Raw genomic sequence first — 24,855 nt, 5'->3', positions numbered from 1 at the left:
CAGCCCCTTTATAAACTCCCTGTTTATCTTTGCCTGCTCAATATTTTCTATAACATCAAGAATTGGCTTGTCGTATTCATCTATCAAAATTACTACCTTCTCGTTGTACTTCTTGTAAGATTTATGAATCAAATCACGGAAGCAACTGCCCACATCATCAAAACTATCGCATTTTATACCTAAAATCTCCTGATTAAATTTAAAAACATCAAGGGCAACTTTTTGAAGAGAATCAAGGGTCTGGAAATTTCCAGCCCAGCTTATCTTGATGACAGGATATTTTTTGCTCCAGTCCCATTTGTCATAGATATAAAGCCCTTCAAAGAGCTCTTTTCTCCCCTCAAAGATTGCCTTCAATGTGTCAAGAAACAGCGACTTACCAAAACGCCTCGGGCGGGATAAAAAAATGTATGTATAGTCATTTATCAGGTTATAGGCATACTCTGTCTTATCGACGTAAATGTAGTCACCTTCGATTATCTTATCAAATGTCTGAATCCCTATCGGCAGCTTTTTCATATGAATATTTTACTTTTGAAATATGCTGTTTGCAAGGGGAATGTTTAAATATAGGCATAAAATAAAAATTAAAAAGACAGACATTTATTTCTTTTATTTCTGAGTATGGAAGTGTATGAAATACAAAAAATAAGCGGGTGACCGGACTCGAACCGGCGACCTCAACCTTGGCAAGGTCGCGCTCTACCAACTGAGCTACACCCGCAACTAAAATATGCGAGTGGAGGGACTTGAACCCCCACGCCGAAAGACACTAGATCCTAAGTCTAGCGCGTCTACCAGTTCCGCCACACTCGCATAAGCAAAAAAAGGGTGAGTGACGGGACTTGAACCCGCGACAACCGGAGCCACAATCCGGGGCTCTACCAACTGAGCTACACCCACCATAAAAAAAACGCGCCCGAGAGGATTCGAACCTCTGACCTACGGATTAGAAGTCCGTTGCTCTATCCAGCTGAGCTACGGGCGCACTACTGTCATTCAGGACTGATACCATTATCAAAAGGGTTTAAAAAAGTCAACATTTTTTCTGTAAAATTTTAATTTATATGCTATTATTTTATGAGGAGCTGGAATGAAAAATATTAAGATCGATGATAGTATTTTGAATGTTTTAAAAAAAAAGTAGGAAATATTCAAAATTTTAAATCAGGCGAATTTATTTTCAAAGAAGATGACACGGCGGAAAATGTATATATTTTGATTAAAGGCATACTCGAAGTCCTGAAAATGGATGAATCAGGCTCTTTGAATATTATAAACACTATCAGTGACATCAATATTTTTGGAGAAATGGCTGTCTTCCTTGAAGATAAAAGGTCTGCATCTGTAAGAGCAAAAACAGATGTTGAAGTGATGGCTTTCCCCAAAAATGCATTTTTACAGGCTGCATCCAAAATACCAAAGTTCAATTTTTCAGTAATGAGCAGCCTGATTGACAGGCTAAATGATATCAACAAAAAATATGTAAATGTTATGGAATATAAATTTGTATCCTCAATCTCATTTTATATTTTGGATAACTTTATAAATAAAAATACCGATTTTGCATCTCTCGACATACTAAAATTATCAGAAAGTACAGGGCTCATTCAGCCGGAAGTACTTAAAACCCTTTTTATACTTGAAAAAAATGAAGCAATTTATAATTTTGATACCGACAATCTACCCAAAGTCACATTTAAGATTGACAAAAACAAACTGTTTGTATTTTTAAGAAATTTCCTTTACAAAAAAATTTAGTCAGTCTTCACTTATTCCGTAAATCTTTTTTATCACCTTGACCTTATCATTAAAATCAAGCGTCGATATCAATACACATATTTCGTCAGGTTTAAAACTTCTACACACCTGAGGTCTATTTTCATAATTCCCACATTTGCCGTCTTTACATAAAAATTTACAGGGGGTGCCTGCAGGCTTTTTTAGTGTTGAAATATCGTAAGCCACACAGCAGGCACCGCACATAAAGCATTTAATCTCTTGGTTTGACATAATTTACAAGCTTTCCAAGGCCATCAATCTCAACCTCAACAGTATCACCAATATTAAGTCCACCCACTCCGGAAGGCGTACCTGTGGCGATGACATCTCCGGGTAACAGTGTCATTACATTGGAAATAAATGAAATCAAAAATGGAATTTTAAATATCATATCTCTGGTATTCCCGTCCTGACGAACTTCTCCATTAACAAAACACCTTACACCAACATTTTCGTAGTCAAATTCAGTCTCAATAAAAGGGCCAAACGGAGCAAAACTGTCAAAAGATTTTGCCCTTGTGAATTTATTCTCTTTTTTTTGTATATCCCTTGCAGTAACATCATTTAAACAAGTGTAACCAAGCACATATTTTAATGCATCCTGTTCATCAACTCTGCTGCACTTTTTGCTAATAACAACTGCAAGCTCAGCCTCATGATCTACCTTGGAAGACATAGGAGGATAAAATATTTCACCTTTATGAGCATTGGCTGCAGTAGAAGGTTTTAAAAATATCAAAGGTTCCGTAGGGACTTCATTGCCAAGTTCTTTTGCATGCTCTGCATAATTTCTTCCTACACAGACAAATTTTGAAGGGATAACAGGCGGCAAAAAAACTATCTCTTCTTCACTGTAAACTTCATCAGTAACAGTAAAATTATCAAAAAATGAACCTATCACCCTTCTGATTTTTCCATCCTCGTAAATACCTTTCATCTCAAACTTATCTTTTGCAAAACGCAATAGTTTCATACAGCCCCCTTGTAGTTTGAAGTTATGTATTTCACCGCCTCACTTTTATCTTTTATTTCGCCGATTGCAAGTCTGAACCTTATATCCCTTAAAATTTTTCCAAAATTTTCAGAAGGGGTAAAACCATATTCTATAAGGTCTTTGCCAGTAATGATTTCAGATTTGTCAAAATCTATTTTAGACTTTAACTCCTTTATTTTTGAAACCATATCCTGTACCTTACTTAAGGCTGAAGGCTTGCAGTAGTTATCCCCCAGGGATATAACAAACAAAAAATCAAGAATTTCTCTGTAATCAAATATAAATTTGAGTAAAGTCCTTTTCCTGGCATTAGAAGTAGCATAAATCCTTACAATAGTATGAAGCTCTATAACTTTTTTTATTAAACTTATCTCTTTGGAAGAAAAACACAATCTTCTCAATATATTTTGGGATATTCCGGCACCTTTAATCTCATGCCCAATATACTTTCCCCCTGAATTTGCGTACTCAGGTGCTCCTTTACCTATATCATGCAAAATTGCAGCAATAAAAATTACAAACAAATCCTCTTCAAAAAAGCCATATTCTTTTGCATATTTATAAGTATTTTTGGCAGCGCAAAATGTGTGTTCATAAGGGTCATGGCTATGGTAAATCCCTTTATCTTTCCCCTTTAATGTATTTAACTCCGGAATCAAAACATCCCAGATGCCTTCAGCCCACATCACTTCAAACACATCTATAAAAAATTCCCCTAAAACAGTCTTTTTAATCTCTGCATAGATTCTCTCAAAAGCAACAGATAAAAGTTTATCCTTATGCTTTTTAATAATATTAAAAGTATCATCTGATATTTCAAAACCAAGCTCACTGGCAAATCTGAATGCTCTTAATACCCTCAGAGGATCTTCTGCAATATTGTTTTCAGATATGGCCCTTATTATCCTTTTGCTTAAATCCGATTTGTCACCAAACATTTCCCCTTGAAGATTCATTGCAAGGTTATTGATGGTAAAATCACGCTTTTGCAAATCTTCTTGTAGCGACCCACCTCTTGTTTTGGAAATATCAACAACAAAACCATCTTTGACAACTCTGACATTATCTTTAAATTTTATCGGTGTTCCTTTTATTTCTTCTGCAAATTTATAGGCGAATACTTCATAATCTTCACCAAAAACCACAATATCAAGGTCTTTTATCTCTCTTTTAAGGATAATGTCCCTTACTGTACCGCCTACTAAAAATATCTTTAGCCTTCTTTTTTTTTCTATTTCTAAAAGCTTGCTGAAATATGGAACATCAGTTACATTCAATTTTATAAGCCTCTTTTATTATTTTCTTGTAAATTTCATAGGCAGGCTCTTTAAGCTTTTCAGAAGCACTTACAACATCATCATATTCCGGACTAAATTTTACAAAATCGTTAAATTTCCCGTACTTTACCCTTATTTTTTCCCCTTTGTAGAAGATAGTCTTTATATCTCTTTCAACAGTCACCCTTTCAACATAGTAGTACCTGACACCAAATGTGGAAGTATGTTTTATCAAAATTTCACTAAGCTGATTTATTTTTTCTCTTGAGGAAAGAACAGTGATTTTATGAGCAGGTCTGTTTTTCTTCATGTATATTGGGGTGAAAAACACATCTTTAGCCCCAGAGTTAAACAACTTTTTCATAACACTATCAAAAAACTCGGAAGGCATATCATCGATATTTGATTCAATCACTGCCACATCGTCTGAGCTTGCCAAATCACTAACATTCAATAGCCTGGTAATATTAGGTAAATTCTTAAAAGATTTGCTTCCGGTAGCATAATATATTTCTTTGACAGCCCCTTTTATCTTATCGGCCTGCCTTAGTGAAAAATATTTTATAACCGCAGCGCCAGTAGGCGAGGTAAGCTCCTCTTTGATATCTTTTCTTTCAAAGGCCATACCTTTTGATATTTCCAATGTTGCAGGAGCCGGCACAGGGATAAGACCGTGTGCAGATTTTATAATGCCACTGCCAAATTTCAAACATGAAGCAATAAGTTCAGGTCTGCCAAGTTTATTAAAATACCAGGCTGCACCCACAATATCTATAATAGAATCGACTGCTCCCACTTCATGAAAGTGCACATCCTCGATATTTTTACCGTGTATCTTCCCTTCTGCCTTTGCTATAATTTTGAAAATTTCTTCTGCATCACGTTTGATATGCACTTCCAGACCAGAACTGTTTATAAGACTTTTAATATCTCTAAACGTCCTGTGGATGTGAGGCTCCTTATCTATTTTTATTTTAAGTCTTTTGCATAAAATCCCGTTTACAAAAACATCTTCATAAAACAGTTCAACTTTTGTTTTTAGTAAATCAGAGATATCATCGCAAAATTCATCAAGTCTGCCATACGCTTGAGACATAAGCGATAAAAACATATCGCCTGCAATTCCACCTACCATATCAAGATAAAACATAACTACTTCCTCTTAAAATTGCCAAAATAAAACTTTCTGTTCAACAACGGATCGTTCTCATATTTACTGACTTCTGAAACATTTTCAACAGAATAAAATGCATTTGGGTTATATTTATTGACAATCTGTATAAATTTCTTTGCACTTTTTCTTTTAATCACACCAAAAATCACCTTCACAGAACCATCTTTCCCTTCTCCATCCAATGCCGTAATTATAAAATTTTCTTTTCTTAAGGCTTCAACCAGCTTGTCAGCTTCAACTCTTGTTATAACCCTAATCAGGACATCTCCAAGTGCAATTTTTTGCTCAAGTAGCATACCGATATAATTGCCGCTTGCAAAACCTGCAGCAAATGCTACATAATATATTGGACTTGAGACATATTTTATCACCTGCGCCACCACAATAATCCATATAAGCACTTCAAAAAAACCCAATATGCTGGCCTGTGTTCGCATCCCTTTGGAAACAAGTATAATTCTAATGGTACCAAGACTTACATCCACTATCCTTGAAAAGAAAATAAATAAAAAATTAAGCAATATTTCCATCTAAGCTCCTCTGTAGAAATGACATAAAGTTGCCATTTCACAAATTTCACATTTGGGTTTCCTTGCTGTACAAATATTCCTGCCGAAAAGAATTGTCTGGTGCGAGAACCTATTCCATTTATCCTTCGGAATAAGCTTAAGTAAATCCTGCTCAATCTTTTCGGGGGTTTCATTTTTTGTCAGCCCGATTCTTCTGCACACCCTTTTTACATGTGTATCCACAACAATACCCTGAGGTGTAAAACAATTTCCCAATATCACATTGGCGGTCTTCCTGCCAACTCCCGGAAGTTTTGTCAACTCGTCAATATTTTCCGGTATCCTGCCATCATATTCATTTAACAGTGTTAAGGCAATATTTTTTATGTTGGCAGCCTTATTATTGTAAAAGCCAGTGGGTTTAATAATGTTTCTCAACTCGTCTATATCAATGTTGGCAAAATCCTGAACAGTTTTATATCTTTCAAAAAGCACTTTTGTCACCTTATTTACCCTTTCATCTGTACATTGCGCACTCAAAATTGTAGCCACAAGAAGCTCAAATGCAGAATTGTAACGCAATGAACACGTTGCATCAGGGTATTTTCTGTCGAGAACTTCAAGAAACTTACTCGCCTTATTTATAACAGATTGTTGCATCACATATACCAAAAGTCAAAGGGTTAAATTCAACTTTTTTAAACCCTGCAGACAAAATCATCTCTTTGTAAATGTCCTTTTTGGGAAATTTATAAACCGAATCAGGCAGATAGGTGTATGCATTTTTATTCCCTGAGATAACCCCACCTATAAAGGGGAGAAGTTTTGTGAAATAAATTCGGTAGATTTTTGAAAAAAAGATTCCTTCTGGCTGTGAAAATTCAAGTATGCAGAGCCTTCCACCCGGCTTTAAAATCCTATAAAGGTTTCTTAACCCTAACTGTTTGTCCACAACATTTCTAAACCCAAATGCTATCATAATTCTATCAAAAGAGTTTTCTTTGAATGGCAAATAATGGGCATCTGCTGCAAGCAATGGTTCATTTATCCCTTTTCTTCTTGCAACAGTAAGCATATTCATACTGAAATCAGCTCCTATAACCCTTGCACCATTGACCTGATTTTTAAGCTCCAAAATCATATCCCCCGTGCCACAGGCAAGGTCAAGTACAAGCATTTTGTTTGTAATATCCATTTTCGAAATAGCCTTCTTGCGCCATGCCACGTCCCTTCTAAAGCTCAATAGCCTGTTAAGAAGGTCATATTTCCCCGCAATATTGTCAAACATAGATTGTATCTGCTTTGATTTATCTTCCAAAATATCACCCTTTATTTTCAGATTTTTAAAATTGCACAGGTAAAATCATCTTTTTGATTTTTTTCATCTGTAACACAAAATTTATATAGCGATTTGACAAAATCTTCAAGTTTTGTATGTTTTATTTCAAGAATTTTAGATTTTAGCTTGTCGTAATCAATATATTCAACTATCCCGTCAGTAAACAAAAACAGGTAATCACCCCTTTGAAGGGCTGCTTCGCGAATTTCATATTCCTCATCAATGATACCAATGGGGAGATAATTTGAATCCAATTCATTAATTTCATCATTGCTGATCATATAAACAGGCTCGTGCCCAAGGGAAATATATTTAATATTTAAACTCTCTTTATCTATAACTCCAATAAAAGCGGTAACAAACCTTCCTTCAAGATTTTTGCTTATAAGAAACCCTGAAAGTGTTTTTGCCAGCAATAAGATATCAAATTTATCATTGTGTTTCTGCATTTCAGCAAAGGTACTCATCACAACCGTCAATACCGCAGCAGAATATCCTTTACCGCACACATCGGCTATACAGACAAAGAATTCGTTATCATTTTCAACAAAATATAAAAAGTCGCCACCTGCCACTTTCGCAGGAATACTTACACCATACCCTTTGATTTCTGAGTCTACATATATCTCTTTATTTACAAACATATTCAATATTTGAGCGGTTTTTTGCATCTCAGATTCATGCACTTTTAACTCAACCATTTTTTCATGGGCAAAGGCATTTTCCAGCGCAATTGTCAAAATTGAAGTTACAATCTGAGAAAATTCCACATCCGGTGCAAAATCAACACTGATGTTAAATAAAACAACCCTCATTTTATATTTTGGCTCAAATATAAAAAATATATTTTCTATATTATATTTTACCGATTCTATTTTTTCCTTTATAAAGTAAGTGCTTTGCATCTGGGTTATCTTCCGGATAAGGGGTGCACCATCTACTGTTATCTCTTGAAGATCTTCCTGACTTACTCCTATAGGGATAAACTTCCCCTCGTAAATTACACAGCTTGCCTGTGCAGCAAAGACATCTGAAAAAAGCCCTACGCCTGCTGTCAAAAGCTCATTAACAGACAAATTCCTGAAAATATTGCTTACAACTTTTATAAAATCTATCTTCTTTTGATACTCCACATAAACTTCCGTACGCTTATCTTTGACAAGTATTTCAAAATATCTCAAAGATAGTGCATCTGCATTCTCCTTAAGAAAATCACGGTACAGGGGATTAATTGAATTGAGAAGCACAGCAGCAAAAAGTGAGCTGTTGTGATAAATATATAAAGCAAGCTCTACCTTAATCTCTTCACCGAAAAAATTTATTAAGATATTTTCATTAAAAGGCTTTTGTTCAAAATTCAAATCAGAAATATCCATAAAGAAATTTTCATGAAAACCTTTTTGGATAACAACATCTGCAACCGTACTGCCGTCAAATCTTAAAACGGCATACTTTTTACATTCAGATGATTTAATAAGATTAAACAAATGTCCAAAAAATGAATCAATTGTTGCGCTCGTCAAGATTTTTGCAAAATCACTGTAAAACAAAGCTAAACATCCTCACCTAAAATTTGGGCAATCTTACTGCCAAACCTCTCTTTGTCAATTCCTGCAATAACCGCAAGCTCAGGCAAAATCTCCTGAATACAATCCGGCTCATTTGCAAGCATATTGGCAAAATATAATATTGAACTGCCCACATCAGGGTTAAATTCATGATGATTTTTTACCCACTCTATAATTTTTCCGGCAATATTCCATTTTTTCAGGACTATCTCTGCAACATCTATATGATTTAGCCCAAGCTGTCTTGACTCGTCAGCGGGAATACTGACATTTTCATAAAGAAAGTCTATTAGTATTACTTTACCTATATCGTGGCATAGCCCTGCAAGGTATAGTGCTTCCGTATCAGGATTAAGGTTTGAAAAATGCGCCATTTCTTCACATAACCTTGCTACAATAAACGAGTGCTCCCAAAGTTTTTTCCCGGTTGTGCCATAAAGTGTAAAGTTTTTATTGAAAAAGTCCGCAGTTGACAGAGAAATTGCAATATTTTTAACTGTTTGAAGCCCTAAAAGAAGAGCTGCTCTTTCTATACTTGTTATCTCTTTTCTCATCCCATAAAATGGAGAATTGATTATTTTAAGAAGTTTGGAAGCAATCCCCTGATCCGACTTTATTTTCTCTATGACATCCCCCATCTCAACATTTTCTTTTGAAGACAATAAGATAAGTTCCCTTGCAATTTTAGGAAGCGGCGGAATACTTTCAGCCTTAGCAATAATCTTGGCCTTAAGTGTTTCATATTTTACTACATCCTGCAAATCAGATGAAGCCGCCTGATTTTTCAATTTTCCCAGTAAAACTTCTTTACTTAAAGGCGCTGTTAAAATCCCAGCTATTTTATGTTTTTTAACTTCCGAAATGAGATTCCTGTCAGGCCTATCAAAAATTGCAAATACCCTCTTACCACTAAATTTGTCAAGCTGAGCAGCTTCAGATTCACCAAGCATTTCAACCAGCACTATATCAGAGGAATTGTAATCAGCCGTAAATTCAAAGTGACCGCTTAATTCTTTTGCAATTTTTGAAAATGTATTTTTGCTGCCATGAAAATATAATTTGGTCATTTACAGTTTTACACCCAGTTTGTTTATTTCATCCAGCAACTGTTTTGGGCTGAAAGGTTTTGTCAAATAGCATGCAGCCCCTAAAGCCATGCCCTTTTCAATATCTTCTCCTGTTGCCTTTGCAGAGAGCATTATCACCGGGATATTTTTTAACATATTGTCAGACTTGATATGACTCAACGCTTCAAGCCCGTTCATTTCAGGCATCATAACATCAAGGACTATAACATCAGGTTTGCATTCTTTTGCCTTTTCTATGGCCTGCCTACCGTTTGAAACCTCGATAACATCAAGGCCGCTTTTTTTTAAGTGCAAAGCAACTACTTTTCTAAGTCGTAGTTCATCATCTGCGATAAGTACTCTCATGAAAGATACTCCAGAACAATTTTCTTGTTATCAAACTTCAGTTTAAACCCGATTTTATCAAATATCTCCTGAAACGTCTTAAAGATATCAGGCAACGCACCAATAATCTCATCAGCTTCTATTTCAATCGCACCTGCAATATTAAAACTAATCCCCTTTGACGCTGTTTTGATAAACTCATAAAGAACAATTTTATAAATATTTTTAAATATATAACTGTCAGTATACCATATTTCATCATTAAAGTTTTTCACAATATTAAGACCACTTGCAGTTAAATATCCTTTTATGGACTCCAAAAATTCTTCCGTAATCCTTACAATATCAACTTCTTCACTCTTTTTTTCTATTTTTGCTCCATCTAAATAATCAAGTATTATACTCAAACACGAATCATATAGATCAAGAAGATATGAAGCCTCATACACAGTATCAAACTCTTCGCTATCCTTATCAATAAAACCCACCTTCAAACATTCGATTGTGGTTACAATCTCAGCATTGAACGTTCTGATATTGTGCGAAAAAAAGCTGTATAAGTCTTTTGTTGTTTTATCCAACATTCACCTCTGCATCTTTTAGTTGAATTATATCATATATTGTATCAAAAGAATAATCAAAATCTTCATCCCTGTCCCAAACAAGCGCAGTCTTAAAATTAAACTTTTTTGCTGCGTTTAAGTTTCTTTTTGAGTCTTCAAAGTACAAACTTTCTTCGGGCAAAATCTGTAAGGCTTTGATGACTTTGTCGTATGACGGCTCAAAAGGTTTGGGATATTCAATATAGTTTTCAATGGAAAAGATATTGTCAAACATATCAATAACACCTAAACAGGTAAGAGTGTTTACTGCATGCATGTACGAGCCGTTTGTAAAAATAATCTTTTTACCTTCAATGCTGCCAAGTACAGATATCAGATTTTCGTCTTTATCGAGAAGTTTTTCATACTCAATATCGTGGACAAAATCCAGATAATCACGAGGGTTTGTTCCATGATGCTTCATTAATCCCAACAGGGTAGTCCCGTAGTTATCCCGATAATATTTTCTAAGTTCATTTACATTCTTTAGATTAAGCTTACTGTGCATAAAAATATTTATGCGTCTGTCAATCTCTTTCAACACATCTTTTTCCGGACTGTATAGAGTGTTATCCAGGTCAAAAATATAATTTTTCAACATTGCCTCTTTTAAAAAACTTAATTTTTTGGTGAATTACCTTAGACCATAACAGGATAGGCCTTGCAAACAAAGTAACTCACCTATTAACCCATTTACCGACGGACGACTTGTGTTGTAAATTTGCTAAAATATACTATAATAATTTATATCAAAAATAAAGATATAAAGCACAGGAGGAAAAGATGGACTGTATTTTTTGCAACTTAATAAAAGGTAAACTTCCATGTAGCAAAGTTTACGAGGACGATTATTTTGTGGCCATCCTTGATATAAGACCGGTAAACTTAGGTCACACATTACTTATTCCCAAAAAGCATTTTGTAAATGTCCTTGATGCTCCGGATGATATTGCAGACAAAGTTTACCCTACCTTAAAAAAAATCACAAATGCAATGAAACTTGCATATAAATGCGATGGCTTTAATATTATTCAAAACATTGAAGAGGCAGGTGGACAGGAAGTATTCCATTCCCATATTCACATTATACCGAGATTCAAGGAGGACGGAATAAGTTTTGGGGTAAAACATAGAGCTTATGCTTCTCAGGAAGATATGTGCCTTTGGGCAAAAAAGGTAGCGGATATCCTAAATAGATAAAGCGGGGATATCCCCGCTTTTTTAATTCTTACTTTACAGGCTCGTAACCTGCTTCCTCAATTTCATTATAAATCTTTTCAAGATTAACCTTTGCCTCGTCAAAAATCACCTTAACACTCTTTTCCGCAAGATTTACCTCGGCGTTTTCCACACCCTGAAGCTTCTTTAACGATGATTCCACAGCATTCTTGCAATGATGGCAACTCATACCATTAACAGTCAGCTTTACTTCTTTCATAAATTTTCCTCCTTATGATTTGTTAAACTTCCACCTTTTTAATCTTAGTGCATTGCTAACAACAGAAACCGAACTAAAAGCCATTGCAGCACCTGCAATTATAGGATTCAAATAGCCTGATGCTGCCACAGGTATTCCGATAATGTTGTAAATAAGTGCCCAGAATAGATTTTGCCTGATATTTTTCATTGTTGCATGACTTAAATCTATACTCTTTGCCACCGATACAATATCCCCTTTTACCAGCGTTACATCAGCTGCTTCTATGGCTATATCCGTTCCTGTGCCTATTGCAATCCCAATATCAGCAACAGCAAGAGCCGGCGCATCGTTTATTCCATCACCAACCATTGCCACAATTTCTCCCGAATCTCTTAGTTCTTTGATTTTATCCGATTTCTCGTGGGGAAGTACCTCCGCTATAACATTTTCAATTCCGGCACTTTTTGCAATTTCATGTGCAGTTTGAAGGTTATCTCCTGTAAGCATAAACAATTTTAAGCCTTTACTCTTCAATAATTTTATCCCCTCAATTGAACCTGGTTTGAGATCATCTTTTACAGAGATTTTTCCGAGAAGTTTACCATCATATGCAACATAAACGATTGTTCCTGAAATTTTGTATTCATCTGAATCCAATTTCAGGTGCTCCTCTATAAATCTTTTTGAACCTGCCAATACCTTTTTGCCATCGATTTCACCAATGATACCTTTTCCAGGGATTGCTTCCACATTTTTGACATCAAAGAAATCATTTTTATAAGAAGAAACTATTGCTTCTGCTATAGGATGTTCGGAATATTTCTCAATCGATGCGGCATATTTTAAAATGAGATTTTTATTTTCTCCAACAATTTCACTGACCACCGGTTTTCCTATGGTAATTGTTCCTGTTTTATCAAAGACCACCGCTGTCACTTTGTGCAGCTTTTCAAGATATTCCCCTCCCTTAAACAAAATACCGTTTTCTGCCGCCTTCCCCGTTGCCACCATTATTGAAGTGGGTGTTGCAAGCCCAAGGGCACATGGACAAGCTATGACAAGCACTGCCACCATATTAATTATACTTATATTTATATCGTGCTGACTTCCCAATAAATACCAGTAGATAAATGTTAAAATTGATATAACTATAACAACAGGGACAAAATAACCTGATATAACGTCAGCAAATCGCTGGATTGGAGCTTTAGAGCCCTGTGCTTCTTCAATAATTTTAACTATCTGAGAAAGCATTGTATCCTGGCCTACTTTTGTCGCCTTGTATTTGAATGTATTGTTTTTATTTATTGTCGCGCCTATTACTTCATCTTCAACACCTTTTTTCACAGGAGCACTTTCCCCGGTGAGCATAGATTCATCAATGTATGTCTGCCCTTCCACAATGACACCATCAACAGGCAGTTTTTCACCTGGTCTTACTATAACAATATCACCCACCTTAACCTCTTCAGTGGGGATATCCAACTCAACACCATCTCTGACGACCCTTGCCTTTTTGGGGGTAAGGTCCATAAGTTTTGAAATTGCTTCTTTGGTTTTGCCTTTAGCTCTTTCCTCAAGGTATTTTCCAAGAAGTATAAGAGTGATAAGAATTGCAGAAGTCTCAAAGTACAGATGTCCTCCCGAAAACATATTGTAAACACTAAAAAAATACGCTGCAGATGTTCCAAGAGCGACAAGGACATCCATATTTGCACTAAAATGTCTCAAATTTGCATATGCACCTTTATAAAACTGAAATCCACAATAAAACTGAACAATGCTGCCAAGGGCAAGTTGGACATATTTGTTAGAAAGAAAATCAGGTATTATGTATATATCAAAAATCATATCAAACATTGAAAACAACAATGGTAAAGACACAAAAATTGAAAGCAACAGTTTGATTTTTTTCTCAACTATCGCTTTGTCACTTTCAGCCAATATTTCATTTTTTAATGCTCTGGGCTGGTAGCCAAGGCTTTCAATTTTATCTTTTATGTCCTTTTCTGAAATCATCCCTTTTGCAATATAAAACGTACCTTTGCCCGTAGTAAGATTCACTGTCGAGCTTAAAACTCCATTCATCTTAGCAACCTGCTTTTCTATCCTGCTTGAACAAGCTGCACAGGTCATACCGTCAATCATGAAATCAACCCTTTCCCTTTCAACCTCGTAGCCAAGCCCCTCTATTTTTGATATAACTTCATCAAGAATCCCATTTTTGTTTGACTCAAAAGTAACCTTTTCCGCCACAAGGTTAACCGATACATTTTTAACGCCTTCAATCTTATTGAGGCTGACATCTATTCGTCTTGCACAGGCAGCGCAAGTCATACCTTTTACGGATAAAATATAATTCATACATAATCTCCTATACCCTATAGGGGTATATATAAACAAAACGGAAATTTATTCAAGACAAAAATTCCTTCAAAAATGTAAATTGAATTTTATTTGAAAAAGAGAAGTTTTACGGAAAAAATAAAAATACAGACTGTTACAAAATATTGAATAAACTTATTGCCTTTTTTAACACTTACGGTAGTGCCAAGAATTGCCCCTATGATGCTGCCAGCACCAAGAATCAGTCCAAGCGTAAAATTAACCTTTGAATTTGCAATGAAAATGACAAGGGCAAAAAGGGTAAATATGAGTATTACAAATGTTTTTACGGCATTACCGGCGACAAGGTCATAACCGGTTAGCATCATTCCTGCAAGAATCAAAAAACCAACGCCAGCCTGGATAAATCCCCCATAAATTCCAATAATGAAAAATACAATAAAAATTGCAATTTTTCTTCTTAAAGAGAAGTCTTCGTCCTGTTTGGTCTTTAACTTATTAAGAGGATTGTAAAGTGTTATCAAAGTGATAACAATCATCAAAATTGCAAGATATTTCTTAAATGAAGTTTCACTGATAATTGTTGCCCAATATGCACCAAGTAAACTTCCTAAAGTAGCAGGAATTGCTACAAAGATGGCAAATTTTACCGGGATTACGCCATACTGGTGAAATTTTCTAACCGCAAAAAGACTTTGAAGAAAGATACCAAGCCTGTTGGTACCATTTGCAACTGTAGGCGGAAGCCCCATAAATATTAGTAGAGGTATCGTTAAAAATGAACCTCCACCTGCTATCACATTCACAAAACCGGTCAAAATCCCTACTAAAAAAAGTAAAACTTCCTTCATAAAAAACTATTTACACTATTTTTTCACACTTGTCACCTGTTATTCCAATACACTAATAAACTTAAAATCTTCTGAATCAAAAAGCCCCTTATCGCTTATCTTCAAACTTGGTATGACCAGCAAAGCAAGAAATGACAAAGTCATAAAGGGGGACATAAGTGGGCTGCCCATTTTTTTAACTTTTTCATCCAAAAGCCTGTATTGATTTGAAACACGATATCCTTCTTCACCACTCATTATGCCCCCAAACGGCAGGGGCAAAATTAACTGTTCGCCGCCGTCAACAACAGCAACCCCCCCTTCATTTTCCATAACGATATTTACAACCCTGCACAAACTAAAATCATCGCAACCTACCGCTACAATATTGTGTGAATCATGAGCCACACTTGATGCCACAGCACCTCTTTTTATACCAAAATTTTTTACAAATCCGACTGATGGTTTTGACTTTTTATAACGATTAACCACTGCAATCTTTAAAATATCATTTTCAACATCCGCAGATAAATTGCCATTTTGTGGTCTTAATTTTACCTTCTCTCTTTCTGTGACAAGACTTCCATCATTTATAACAATTACATTTACATCCTTTGGTATCTCCGAATAGACTTTAAACTCAGATTCACTCACCATATACTTTGCAAAGTTATTTATCTTATCAAACTCTTGATGCTTGCAATCAGCAACCCCATTTTTGGCAACAACCTTCCCATTGACATATGTTCTTAATACTTCGAAATTTTTAAGATCAGAAACTATGAGAAAGTCTGCATTATCCCCAACCTGTAATGTTCCAGTACAAAGGCCGTAGTGTCTTACAGGATTCACGCAGGCAATCTGCAATACATTAAACAAGTCCGCACCCCTTGACACAGCTTCTTTTACAATGAGGTTTATATGACCATTTACTAGATTGTCAGGATGCAAATCATCGGTGCAAAACATGCAGTTTTCGGGATACATATCAATAAGTTCAAACAACTCATCAAAGTCCTTTGCAGCAGAACCGTTTCGAATCTGCACCTTCATCCCAAGTTTGATTTTTTCAATAGCCTCATTGATATCAGTACACTCATGATCGGTGCCAATACCAGCATCCACATACTTTTTCAGACTCTCCCCTGTAAGTCTCGGTGCATGACCATCAATTTTTCTGCCCAAACTTTTTGCCAAGTTAATTTTTTCAACTACATCAGGATCATTGTAAATTACACCGGGCACATTCATCACTTCGCTTAAACATTTCAGACCATACCGCTTAAACAGATACCGAATATCATTTATGTCTATTTTACCACCGGCAGTCTCAAAACCTGTTGCAGGCACACATGATGGCGCGCCAAAATATATTTTTATCGGGGATTGTCTGGAATTCTCAATCATAAATTCCACCCCCTTAAGCCCCATTACATTTGCAATTTCATGGGGGTCACAGATGCATGAAACCGTTCCATGGGTTGCAGCAATTCTCCCAAATTCATAAGGGAGCAGCATTGAGCTTTCTATATGCACGTGGGAATCTATAAAACCCGGGATAATATATTTATCCGACTCAAACTTTTCTTCTGAAATGTCCTTTATTTTTCCATCTTCTACATGGATAATACCGGTAAATATTTTACGGTTTACAACATCTACAATATTCCCTGAAATCTTCATAACAAACCACCTTTTTTAAGATGTTAGCACATTTTCGATAGATTTTTAACTGTTATTTGATATAAAAAGATATAAAAAAAACCGGCCAGGTGGCCGGATTTTTTAATAGTATTTGTACTTTTCTTGAAGTTTTCTGACAAGTTTCTGCTGCTTACGACGAGCCTTGAGAATCTTTTTTCTTCTGACTTCTGTAGGCTTTTCATAGTAAGCATGTTTTTTGATTTCCCTGATAAGACCTTCTCTTTCAACTTTCTTCTTGAGAAGTCTTATGGCAAAATCGACATTATCGCCTTCAACTTTAACAACAGCATTTGTAGCCAAGCTAATCACCCCTTTTATTTTATTATAACTTTATCCAATACTTCATCAATAGTTTCAGCCAGGCAGAATTGAGTCACCCTTCTAACATCATCAGGAATTTCTGTCAAGTCCTTTTTGTTCTGTGCTGGTAATATGATTTCTCTGATTCCATTTCGGTGGGCCGCCAATACCTTCTCTTTGATACCACCGACAGCAAGTACTTTACCTCTTAATGTAATCTCACCTGTCATTGCAAACTGCAAATTTACCTCTTTTTTAGAAAGTGCAGAAATGATTGCTGTTGCCATTGTAATCCCTGCAGAAGGCCCATCCTTTGGCACTGCGCCCTCAGGGACATGCAGGTGAATATCGTAATCTTTAAACATGTACCCCGGGATTCCAAATTTGGAAGCCCTGCTCTTTGCTACCGAATATGCAATCTGGGCGGACTCCTGCATTACATCTCCAATGTGGCCTGTAATGATCAATTTACCTGTACCTTCAAATACGGCTACCTCTGTTTGAAGAATCTCTCCTCCAAATGGTGTCCAGGCAAGTCCTGTTGCAACACCCACCCCTCTTTCTTCTTTAAAATCTTCAAGCCTGTACCTTTTTATACCAAGATACTTCTCAATATTTTTGCCGGAAATCTCAATCTTATTTATTTTTTCAGACGATACAAATTTTTTGGCTGCCTTTCTTATGACTGAGCCAATTTCCCTTTGCAAATTTCTCACACCTGCTTCTCTTGTATAATGCCTGATGATGCTTATAATGGCACTATCTGTAATCTTTACCTGCTCATCTGAAAGGCCATGCTCTTTTAGCTGTTTGGGAATAAGAAATTTTCTGGCAATGGAATGCTTTTCTTTTTCTGTATACCCTGATACCCTTATTACTTCCATCCTGTCAAGAAGGGGATGTGGAATAGTTTCAAGACTATTGGCCGTTGTTATGAAAAATACCTTTGATAAGTCAAACTCTACTTCCAGGTAATGATCTATAAATGTTGAATTTTGTTCAGGATCAAGAGTTTCCAGCAAAGCAGATGCAGGGTCACCTCTAAAATCAACCCCTATTTTATCAATTTCGTCAAGCAGAAACACAGGATTCATACTTCCTGCTTTCTTCATTGACTGAATAATTTTACCTGGCATAGAGCCGATATAGGTTCTTCTATGCCCTCTTATCTCTGCCTCGTCCCTCACTCCGCCGAGACTCATCCTTACAAATTTTCTTCCCATAGCCTCAGCAATAGATTTGGCAAGTGAAGTTTTTCCCACCCCGGGAGGTCCTACAAAGCATAAAATCGGCCCCTTTAAATTATTTGATAATTTCTTTACGGCAAGAAACTCTAAAATCCTTTCCTTTGGTTTTTCAAGACCGTAATGATCCCTTTCCAATATTTTTTCTGCATTATCTATATCAAGTTTATCTTCCGTGTATTCATTCCATGGCAAAGAAATAAGCCAATCCAGATAATTTCTTACTACCGTTGCCTCAGAGCTCATCGGCGGCATGGATTTCAACTTTTTAAGCTCTTTTAGCGCCTTGTCCCTTGTCTGCTCATTTAGATTTAATGATTTAATTTTGTCTTCTATTTCCTGCAAATCTGCCTTGAGATCTTCATCTCTTCCCAACTCTTTGTTTATTGCTTTTATCTGTTCATTTAGATAATATTCTCTTTGTGCTTTGGTCATCTGTGCTTTTACTCGTTGCTTTATCCGCTCATCAATCTTTGAAATTTCAATCTCGGTTTCAATAATTTCAATAAGTTTTTCTATTTTCCCATCAATCTCACTTATCTCAAGCACTTCCTGAAGTTCAGTTATTTTTGTTGCAACATTGGAAGCCACCATGTAAATAAGTTTCGTCATATCCTTTGTCTGAGAAATAGTCTCAAACAACTCCTTTGGAATCTTACCAAATCTTCTTGCATATTCCCCAAATGTTTTAAGCAATGTTTCCCTCAAAACATCATTGACAGACTCATCTTTTACAACATCATCAATCCTCTGGGCAGTTACATAGTTGCAATCCGTATCTTCTATATAATCAACTACTTTTGCTCTATAAAGCCCTTCAACAAGAACTTTATTTGTTCCATCAGGAAGTTTAAGGGTTTGCAATATTTCGGCAACGACACCTATCTGATGAATATCATCTTTTTTCGGATTTTCACTTTCAGGATTTTTCTGCAGCGTTAAAAATATTTTTTTATCAGTATCATTGGCAATTTCAACAGCATTAAGTGATCTCTTTCTACCAACAAAAATAGGGGTTATCATCGTTGGGAAAACGACAATATCCCTTAACGGTATTACAGCATATTGTTCCATATTCTGCTCCTTCTTTCTTAAAACAGGTCGATAAAAAAAGGCGCCTTTAAGCGCCTTTTTAAGCAGATTCCTTTTCGTTTTCAAATATTAAAATAGGTTTCCCCTTCTTGTTTACTGCATCTTCATTTATGACGCATTCTTTCAATCCTTTCATTGAAGGGATATCATACATAATGTCTATCATAATATCTTCCATAATTGAACGAAGTCCCCTTGCCCCTGTTTTCCTCTCAATAGCCCTTTTGGCAACAGCTCGAAGTGCGCTGTCCGTAAAGCTAAGTTTTACATTGTCAAATTTAAAAAATTCCTCATATTGCTTTACAATGGCATTTTTTGGCTCTTTTAAAATTTTAACAAGAGAATCTTCTGTCAGGTCGTCAAGTACAGCTACCACAGGAAGCCTGCCTACAAATTCAGGAATAAGCCCATATCTCACAAGGTCTTCAGGTTGAAGATTTTTAGCAAGCTCCATAAACTTCATCTGATTTACATTTACTGATTTTGAATTGAAACCTACCGCTTTTTTACCAAGTCTTTCTTTTATAACGCTGTCAAGCTTATCAAACGCTCCGCCGCATATAAAAAGAATATTTGTTGTGTCTACCTGAATATATTCCTGGTTTGGATGCTTTCTGCCCCCCTGAGGAGGAACATTTGCAACAGTCCCTTCGATAATTTTTAAAAGTGCCTGCTGAACACCCTCTCCGCTAACATCTCTTGTAATTGAGGGGCTGTCCGTCTTTCTTGATATTTTGTCTATTTCATCTATAAAGATAATCCCCTTCTGTGCTCTCTGGACGTCGTAATCTGCCGCCTGAAGGAGTTTCAATACAACATTCTCTACATCTTCGCCTACATAACCTGCTTCTGTAAGTGTTGTAGCATCAGCAATAGCAAAAGGTACATTCAGTATTCTTGCAAGGGTTCTTGCAAGGAGCGTTTTGCCCGTCCCTGTAGGTCCAATCATAAGAATATTGGATTTCTCAAGTTCAACTTCTGACTTTTTGGCAAACAAAATCCTTTTATAATGATTATAAACTGCCACACTTAATATCTTTTTGGCCTCATCCTGGCCAATAACATAATCATCAAGAAGTTTTTTTATCTCTTCAGGCTTCAATAGTTTAATGTCGCCAGTGTTAACAGACTCAAGCTCCTCTTCACTTAGAATATCATTGCACAGTTCAACACATTCATCACAGATAAATACATCAGGACCTGCAATCAGTTTTTTTACCTCATCCTGCTGTTTCCCACAAAATGAACAAAACAGCATCTCTTTTTTCTTTTTCATATTCACCTCATAAACCAAAAAAGGGCTTTATTTCAAATTTCAAAAATATAGTTGGAAAAGTTATTTTCAACCCCTTTTTGTTATTACTTCATCTATCAGCCCATATTCCTTTGCTTCAAGGCTGCTCATAAAAAAGTCCCTGTCACTGTCAAGTTCAATCTGCTCAATAGATTTGCCAGTGGACTCTGCCAGAATCTCATTGAGTATCTTTTTCAACCTGAGTATTTCTTTTGCCTGAATCTCAATATCCTTTGCCTGTCCCTGAAAACCTCCAAGTGGCTGATGAATCATTATCCTCGCATTTGGCACAGCAAATCTTTTACCTTTTGTGCCTGCTGCAAGAAGCACTGCACCCATACTGGCAGCCTGCCCAAGACATATTGTTGAAACATCAGGCTTTATGTACCTTATGGTATCATATATTGCAAGCCCGCTTGTTATTACACCGCCGGGACTGTTGATATAAATATATATATCTCTATCAGGATCTTCAGCCTCAAGAAACAACAGTTGCGCAATAACTACATTTGCAACACTGTCATCGATTGGAGTTCCAAGGAAAATGATTCTGTCTTTCAAAAGCCTTGAATATATATCGTAGGCTCTCTCCCCGCGTCCAGTTTGTTCAATTACATAAGGAATATAAAAGCTCATTGCACCACCTTAAAATTTAGTATTACTCAGCACTTTCTTCCTTCTGAGATTTTTCTTCTGCTTCTTTCTTTCTATCGACTATTTTTTCTTCCACTTTATTTTCCTTAATAAGAAAATCGAATATTTTTTCTGTCAAAACATTATTTTCTACGTTTGACAACACTTTTCTTCCCACGAGTTCTTTTTTGTACTCTTCAAAATCTTTTTTCATCTTTTCAGCGACTTCCCTGATTTTGGCATCAACGTCAGCCTCTTCTACTTTTATAGATTCTGTTTCTGCGATTTTGTTTAAAATTAATGCGCCTTTTATTTGAAATTCGGCTCTATCTTTCATTGACTCTGCAACACTTTTGCGGTCAAGTCCAAGAGCCTCAGGTGATACTCCATACATATATTGGTACTGTTGCAGTGTCTGGTCAGCCAGTCTGTAAGCCTGTTCTTCAACCATTGATTCAGGGATTTCGAAAGGATTTTCTTCAATAAGTTTTTTTAAGATATCGTCGTACAATTTTTCTTTTGCTATCATATCTACTTCTTGTTTCAAATCTTCTTCAACCTTCTTTTTTAAATCTTCAAGAGTCTCACAATCCTCATCCACATCTTTTGCAAAATCGTCATTTATCTCAGGTACAGATTTCTTTTTAACTTCTTTTACTGTTATATCAAAAGTTGCAACCTTCCCGGCCAGACTCTTTTCATGATAATTGTCAGGAAACTGAACATCAACAGCCTTAGTTTCCCCTTTTTTCATTCCAATCACGCCATCTTCAAAATCTTTCAGAAAAGTATTGCTCCCTACAACTATACTCTGATCGGTAGCTGAACCACCTGCAAAGACTTCTCCGTCAACCTTGCCCACAAAATCAATAACTGCCATATCGCCATTCTGAATAGCATAACCGTCCTCTGCAGGCTCAAAAGAGGTATTTTTTTGTCTAATCTGTTCAAGAACATTATTTATATCTTCCTGTTTGACTTCTTCAATCTCTTTTACAAAATCATAACCCTTATACTTTTCAACCTTAACTTCCGGATAAACATCCACATAGATTTTAAAGGTAATAGGCTCACCCTCTTCAAACTTAACATCCTTTACACTTGGCGTATTTAACGGAGTGATGTTGTTTGAAATTATTGATTGTTGAACAGAATCATTAACAAGCTTTTCAAGTGCATTAACACTTATTCTGTGCTTGTATTCCTTGATTATTAAATCGCGAGGAGCTTTCCCCTGTCTAAACCCAGGAATTTTTACATTTGGTTTTATCTTGTTGTACTCCTGCTCAAAAAGCTCTTCATACTTTGCATATGGAATTTCAACAGACAATTCCTTTTGTGATTTTTCTGCATCATTAACAGTAACTTTCATCTTTTTCCCCTTTTTTATATTTCATTTTATTGATTGCATTCATAAAAGACAAATCCGACAATACATAAGTTTGTTATAATACCAATTTGCATATAATTTCAAGCCTAAAGTAGAACATATATAGAAAATTGAAATACCTGTCAACAGCGACTTGCCCAAAATTCATCTGAAAAACTAAAAATCCAGTTGACATTCAAAAAAATTGGGAGTAACGGAGCATCCCGTCGGTTTATATATGTAATCACCAACTCAGGAGTTGGTCTATGCAGGCAAACTCATACTTTTCAGAATTCAAACCAAAATTTTTCTCCGTCTTAAAACATGGATACGGATTCAAAAACCTCACTGCAGACTTGGTTAGCGGTCTTATTGTTGCAATTATTGCCCTCCCGCTCTCAATGGCGTTTGCGATTGCAAGCGGAACATCACCCGAAAAAGGGCTTTACACAGCAATTATTGGAGGCTTTCTTATTTCATTTCTTGGTGGAAGCAGATATCAGATTGGTGGCCCGGCAGGAGCCTTTATCGTTATCATCTATGGTATTATCGAAAGGCAAGGGATAGATGGCCTTCTCATTGCAGGTTTCATGGCGGGAGTAATTCTTATAATAATGGGTTTGCTTAAGCTTGGAACTGTTATCAAATTTATACCTTACCCTGTAACCAAAGGTTTTAGCGCAGGAATTGCGATAATAATCTTCATTACACAATTGAACGATTTCTTCGGCATGGGAATCAAAAAAGTCCCTTCGGAATTCTTTGATAAGCTACTTCTATATTTTGAAAATATAAGCCGGATAGACATTTATTCCACGATTGTGGGGCTTATATCTATCATTATAATTATATACTCAAAAAAAATCACCCTAAAGATTCCAGGGCCTTTTCTTGCCGTAGTATTTGGTATTTTGGTTGTTTATCTGTTTAAATTGCCTATTGAAACAATTCAGGACAGGTTCGGGACAATACCAAGTACTCTTCCTGCACCTACAATTCCAGTAATTACTCTTGAGAAGATAAAAGCACTTATCCCAGATGCTATTACCATAGCTGTTCTGGGTGCAGTAGAATCATTGTTAAGCGCAGTAGTGGCAGACGGTATGACGGGGGACAAGCACAGATCAAATATGGAACTTTTGGCGCAAGGTGTAGCAAATATTTTTAGCCCATTATTTGGTGGTATCCCTGCAACAGGTACAATTGCAAGAACAGCAACAAATATAAAAAATGGCGCTTACTCACCGCTTAGCGGAATTTTTCATTCAATTTGGGTTCTTTTGTTTATGCTTCTGCTTGCTCCTATAATAATTAAAATCCCGTTTGCAACACTTGGAGCAATTCTTATTGTCGTAGCATACAATATGAGTGAAATCGAACATATAAAAAATCTTTTCAAAGCGCCAAAAAGTGATATCACCGTATTTTTGGCTACATTGCTACTAACCGTCATAATAGACCTCAACGTTGCAGTTCAGGTAGGTATGTTATTGTCAGTGTTGCTTTTCATGAGACGTATGATATCTATTACAGAAGTAAAAGATATCAATATCCAACTCGATAAAGCCGAAGACTTGATGGACGACGAAATGGATGACAAAGATGCTATATATAACAAAAAATTTCCTGAAGGTGTTGAGGTGTATGAATTAAGTGGGCCGTTCTTTTTTGGCGTGGCTGATAAAGTCAAACAGGTCATTACATCATTAGAGCAATCTCCAAAAGTATTTATCCTGAGAATGAGAAATGTACCGATGATAGACGCAACAGGAATACATGCCCTTACAGAAATCTGCTCTGATTTTGAAAAAAAAGGCACATCTGTAATACTTTCGGGAGTTTCACCATATGTCAAAAAGCTACTTTTAAAGGCAGGCATCAATAAGATTGTAGGTGATGAAAATATTGTAGACCATATTGACAAAGCCATTGAAATAGCCAAAAAATACACTTTTAAATAGTCAAA

25 protein-coding genes and 4 tRNA genes are annotated in these 24,855 nt (G+C 36.1%); 3 read left to right on the top strand and 26 right to left on the bottom strand.

Annotated features, from left to right (window positions below):
* The 5 genes from ACTCAF_RS03320 to ACTCAF_RS03300 all read right to left on the bottom strand — a co-directional run.
* A partial coding sequence (locus ACTCAF_RS03320) for an AAA family ATPase (protein WP_463061874.1) occupies positions 1-519 on the bottom strand: 519 nt, incomplete at its 3' end.
* A gap of 132 nt (positions 520-651) precedes the next feature.
* Positions 652-724, bottom strand: a tRNA-Gly gene (locus ACTCAF_RS03315).
* A 10-nt stretch (positions 725-734) separates the two neighbouring features.
* Positions 735-816, bottom strand: a tRNA-Leu gene (locus ACTCAF_RS03310).
* A 14-nt stretch (positions 817-830) separates the two neighbouring features.
* Positions 831-903, bottom strand: a tRNA-His gene (locus ACTCAF_RS03305).
* An 11-nt stretch (positions 904-914) separates the two neighbouring features.
* Positions 915-988: transfer RNA gene (locus tag ACTCAF_RS03300), tRNA-Arg, on the bottom strand.
* Between the two features lie 164 nt (positions 989-1,152).
* Here ACTCAF_RS03300 and ACTCAF_RS03295 point away from each other — a divergent pair.
* Positions 1,153-1,761, top strand: coding sequence for a cyclic nucleotide-binding domain-containing protein (locus tag ACTCAF_RS03295; protein WP_463061878.1), 609 nt, complete (start codon positions 1,153-1,155; stop codon positions 1,759-1,761).
* On the opposite strand, the gene ACTCAF_RS03290 is transcribed toward ACTCAF_RS03295, so the two are convergent.
* The 12 genes from ACTCAF_RS03290 to ACTCAF_RS03235 are packed head-to-tail and all read right to left on the bottom strand — an operon-like array spanning position 1,762 to position 11,255.
* The gene (locus tag ACTCAF_RS03290) at positions 1,762-1,986 is read right to left on the bottom strand and encodes a YkgJ family cysteine cluster protein (protein ID WP_463061873.1); all 225 of its coding nucleotides are present in this window, start codon (positions 1,984-1,986) and stop codon (positions 1,762-1,764) included.
* A 7-nt stretch (positions 1,987-1,993) separates the two neighbouring features.
* Entirely contained in the window at positions 1,994-2,755 is a 762-nt protein-coding gene (locus tag ACTCAF_RS03285) for a fumarylacetoacetate hydrolase family protein (RefSeq protein ID WP_463061872.1), read from the bottom strand.
* Positions 2,752-4,053 (bottom strand): CCA tRNA nucleotidyltransferase, encoded by a 1,302-nt coding sequence (locus ACTCAF_RS03280; RefSeq protein WP_463061871.1) that lies wholly within the window; start codon positions 4,051-4,053, stop codon positions 2,752-2,754. Before ACTCAF_RS03280 ends, ACTCAF_RS03285 begins: the two co-directional genes overlap by 4 nt.
* Entirely contained in the window at positions 4,040-5,203 is a 1,164-nt protein-coding gene (gene larC, locus ACTCAF_RS03275; protein ID WP_463061870.1) for a nickel pincer cofactor biosynthesis protein LarC, read from the bottom strand. Before larC ends, ACTCAF_RS03280 begins: the two co-directional genes overlap by 14 nt.
* Positions 5,204-5,205: 2 nt before the next feature.
* A complete protein-coding gene (locus tag ACTCAF_RS03270) occupies positions 5,206-5,757 on the bottom strand; it encodes a DUF2179 domain-containing protein (RefSeq protein WP_463061869.1) in 552 nt (183 codons plus the stop codon).
* Positions 5,758-6,396 (bottom strand): endonuclease III, encoded by a 639-nt coding sequence (gene nth / locus ACTCAF_RS03265; RefSeq protein ID WP_463061868.1) that lies wholly within the window; start codon positions 6,394-6,396, stop codon positions 5,758-5,760.
* Entirely contained in the window at positions 6,374-7,054 is a 681-nt protein-coding gene (gene ubiE / locus ACTCAF_RS03260; protein WP_463061867.1) for a bifunctional demethylmenaquinone methyltransferase/2-methoxy-6-polyprenyl-1,4-benzoquinol methylase UbiE, read from the bottom strand. The genes nth and ubiE overlap by 23 nt, the downstream gene beginning before the upstream one ends.
* A 17-nt stretch (positions 7,055-7,071) precedes the next feature.
* Complete coding sequence (locus ACTCAF_RS03255; RefSeq protein ID WP_463061866.1) at positions 7,072-8,625, bottom strand: PP2C family protein-serine/threonine phosphatase; 1,554 nt, start codon at positions 8,623-8,625, stop codon at positions 7,072-7,074.
* Between the two features lie 2 nt (positions 8,626-8,627).
* A complete protein-coding gene (locus ACTCAF_RS03250) occupies positions 8,628-9,710 on the bottom strand; it encodes an HDOD domain-containing protein (protein ID WP_463061865.1) in 1,083 nt (360 codons plus the stop codon).
* Positions 9,711-10,076 (bottom strand): response regulator transcription factor, encoded by a 366-nt coding sequence (locus tag ACTCAF_RS03245; RefSeq protein ID WP_463061864.1) that lies wholly within the window; start codon positions 10,074-10,076, stop codon positions 9,711-9,713.
* Entirely contained in the window at positions 10,073-10,639 is a 567-nt protein-coding gene (locus tag ACTCAF_RS03240) for a hypothetical protein (RefSeq protein WP_463061863.1), read from the bottom strand. The genes ACTCAF_RS03245 and ACTCAF_RS03240 overlap by 4 nt, the downstream gene beginning before the upstream one ends.
* A complete protein-coding gene (locus ACTCAF_RS03235) occupies positions 10,629-11,255 on the bottom strand; it encodes a pyrimidine 5'-nucleotidase (RefSeq protein ID WP_463061862.1) in 627 nt (208 codons plus the stop codon). Before ACTCAF_RS03235 ends, ACTCAF_RS03240 begins: the two co-directional genes overlap by 11 nt.
* 185 nt (positions 11,256-11,440) lie before the next feature.
* On the opposite strand from ACTCAF_RS03235, the gene ACTCAF_RS03230 reads away from it, so the two are divergent.
* Positions 11,441-11,857 carry an HIT family protein gene (locus ACTCAF_RS03230; RefSeq protein ID WP_463061861.1) on the top strand — a complete coding sequence of 139 codons (417 nt, stop codon included), beginning with the start codon at positions 11,441-11,443 and terminating at the stop codon, positions 11,855-11,857.
* Positions 11,858-11,885: 28 nt separating this feature from the next.
* On the opposite strand, the gene copZ is transcribed toward ACTCAF_RS03230, so the two are convergent.
* The 9 genes from copZ to tig all read right to left on the bottom strand — a co-directional run bounded on the left by copZ (position 11,886) and on the right by tig (position 22,892).
* The gene (gene copZ, locus ACTCAF_RS03225) at positions 11,886-12,095 is read right to left on the bottom strand and encodes a copper chaperone CopZ (protein WP_463061860.1); all 210 of its coding nucleotides are present in this window, start codon (positions 12,093-12,095) and stop codon (positions 11,886-11,888) included.
* Positions 12,096-12,107: 12 nt separating this feature from the next.
* Positions 12,108-14,441 (bottom strand): heavy metal translocating P-type ATPase, encoded by a 2,334-nt coding sequence (locus tag ACTCAF_RS03220; protein ID WP_463061859.1) that lies wholly within the window; start codon positions 14,439-14,441, stop codon positions 12,108-12,110.
* Positions 14,442-14,530: 89 nt separating this feature from the next.
* Positions 14,531-15,274 (bottom strand): sulfite exporter TauE/SafE family protein, encoded by a 744-nt coding sequence (locus ACTCAF_RS03215; protein ID WP_463061858.1) that lies wholly within the window; start codon positions 15,272-15,274, stop codon positions 14,531-14,533.
* Positions 15,275-15,313: 39 nt separating this feature from the next.
* Positions 15,314-16,936: an adenine deaminase gene (gene ade, locus ACTCAF_RS03210; protein ID WP_463061857.1), complete on the bottom strand. Its 1,623-nt coding sequence runs from the start codon at positions 16,934-16,936 to the stop codon at positions 15,314-15,316.
* Positions 16,937-17,038: 102 nt separating this feature from the next.
* Positions 17,039-17,266 carry a 30S ribosomal protein S21 gene (rpsU, locus tag ACTCAF_RS03205; protein ID WP_242818939.1) on the bottom strand — a complete coding sequence of 76 codons (228 nt, stop codon included), beginning with the start codon at positions 17,264-17,266 and terminating at the stop codon, positions 17,039-17,041.
* A 5-nt stretch (positions 17,267-17,271) separates the two neighbouring features.
* Positions 17,272-19,575: an endopeptidase La gene (lon, locus tag ACTCAF_RS03200; protein WP_463061856.1), complete on the bottom strand. Its 2,304-nt coding sequence runs from the start codon at positions 19,573-19,575 to the stop codon at positions 17,272-17,274.
* A gap of 58 nt (positions 19,576-19,633) precedes the next feature.
* Entirely contained in the window at positions 19,634-20,869 is a 1,236-nt protein-coding gene (gene clpX / locus ACTCAF_RS03195; RefSeq protein ID WP_463061855.1) for an ATP-dependent Clp protease ATP-binding subunit ClpX, read from the bottom strand.
* 66 nt (positions 20,870-20,935) lie between these two features.
* On the bottom strand, positions 20,936-21,523 hold the full coding sequence (gene clpP / locus ACTCAF_RS03190) for an ATP-dependent Clp endopeptidase proteolytic subunit ClpP (RefSeq protein WP_463061854.1): 588 nt from the start codon (positions 21,521-21,523) through the stop codon (positions 20,936-20,938).
* Positions 21,524-21,545: 22 nt separating this feature from the next.
* A complete protein-coding gene (gene tig, locus ACTCAF_RS03185) occupies positions 21,546-22,892 on the bottom strand; it encodes a trigger factor (protein WP_463061853.1) in 1,347 nt (448 codons plus the stop codon).
* A 263-nt stretch (positions 22,893-23,155) separates the two neighbouring features.
* Between tig and ACTCAF_RS03180 the strand changes: the two genes are divergently transcribed.
* Positions 23,156-24,850, top strand: coding sequence for a SulP family inorganic anion transporter (locus ACTCAF_RS03180; RefSeq protein ID WP_463061852.1), 1,695 nt, complete (start codon positions 23,156-23,158; stop codon positions 24,848-24,850).
* The last annotated feature ends 5 nt before the right edge of the window (positions 24,851-24,855 follow it).

It is taken from the genome of Deferrivibrio sp. (assembly GCF_055117995.1).
This window is presented reverse-complemented; position numbering and strand designations above follow the sequence as displayed.

What these genes read in the sequence shown, in the direction of transcription:
- ACTCAF_RS03290 (WP_463061873.1), bottom strand. Translation starts at nt 1,986, where the DNA reads ATGTGCGGTGCCTGCTGTGTGGCTTACGATATTTCAACACTAAAAAAG.
- ACTCAF_RS03285 (WP_463061872.1), bottom strand. Translation starts at nt 2,755, where the DNA reads ATGAAACTATTGCGTTTTGCAAAAGATAAGTTTGAGATGAAAGGTATT.
- larC (WP_463061870.1), bottom strand. Translation starts at nt 5,203, where the DNA reads ATGTTTTATCTTGATATGGTAGGTGGAATTGCAGGCGATATGTTTTTA.
- ACTCAF_RS03270 (WP_463061869.1), bottom strand. Translation starts at nt 5,757, where the DNA reads ATGGAAATATTGCTTAATTTTTTATTTATTTTCTTTTCAAGGATAGTG.
- nth (WP_463061868.1), bottom strand. Translation starts at nt 6,396, where the DNA reads ATGCAACAATCTGTTATAAATAAGGCGAGTAAGTTTCTTGAAGTTCTC.
- ACTCAF_RS03250 (WP_463061865.1), bottom strand. Translation starts at nt 9,710, where the DNA reads ATGACCAAATTATATTTTCATGGCAGCAAAAATACATTTTCAAAAATT.
- ACTCAF_RS03245 (WP_463061864.1), bottom strand. Translation starts at nt 10,076, where the DNA reads ATGAGAGTACTTATCGCAGATGATGAACTACGACTTAGAAAAGTAGTT.
- ACTCAF_RS03240 (WP_463061863.1), bottom strand. Translation starts at nt 10,639, where the DNA reads ATGTTGGATAAAACAACAAAAGACTTATACAGCTTTTTTTCGCACAAT.
- ACTCAF_RS03230 (WP_463061861.1), top strand. Translation starts at nt 11,441, where the DNA reads ATGGACTGTATTTTTTGCAACTTAATAAAAGGTAAACTTCCATGTAGC.
- copZ (WP_463061860.1), bottom strand. Translation starts at nt 12,095, where the DNA reads ATGAAAGAAGTAAAGCTGACTGTTAATGGTATGAGTTGCCATCATTGC.
- ACTCAF_RS03220 (WP_463061859.1), bottom strand. Translation starts at nt 14,441, where the DNA reads ATGAATTATATTTTATCCGTAAAAGGTATGACTTGCGCTGCCTGTGCA.
- ACTCAF_RS03215 (WP_463061858.1), bottom strand. Translation starts at nt 15,274, where the DNA reads ATGAAGGAAGTTTTACTTTTTTTAGTAGGGATTTTGACCGGTTTTGTG.
- ade (WP_463061857.1), bottom strand. Translation starts at nt 16,936, where the DNA reads ATGAAGATTTCAGGGAATATTGTAGATGTTGTAAACCGTAAAATATTT.
- lon (WP_463061856.1), bottom strand. Translation starts at nt 19,575, where the DNA reads ATGGAACAATATGCTGTAATACCGTTAAGGGATATTGTCGTTTTCCCA.
- clpX (WP_463061855.1), bottom strand. Translation starts at nt 20,869, where the DNA reads ATGAAAAAGAAAAAAGAGATGCTGTTTTGTTCATTTTGTGGGAAACAG.
- clpP (WP_463061854.1), bottom strand. Translation starts at nt 21,523, where the DNA reads ATGAGCTTTTATATTCCTTATGTAATTGAACAAACTGGACGCGGGGAG.
- tig (WP_463061853.1), bottom strand. Translation starts at nt 22,892, where the DNA reads ATGAAAGTTACTGTTAATGATGCAGAAAAATCACAAAAGGAATTGTCT.
- ACTCAF_RS03180 (WP_463061852.1), top strand. Translation starts at nt 23,156, where the DNA reads ATGCAGGCAAACTCATACTTTTCAGAATTCAAACCAAAATTTTTCTCC.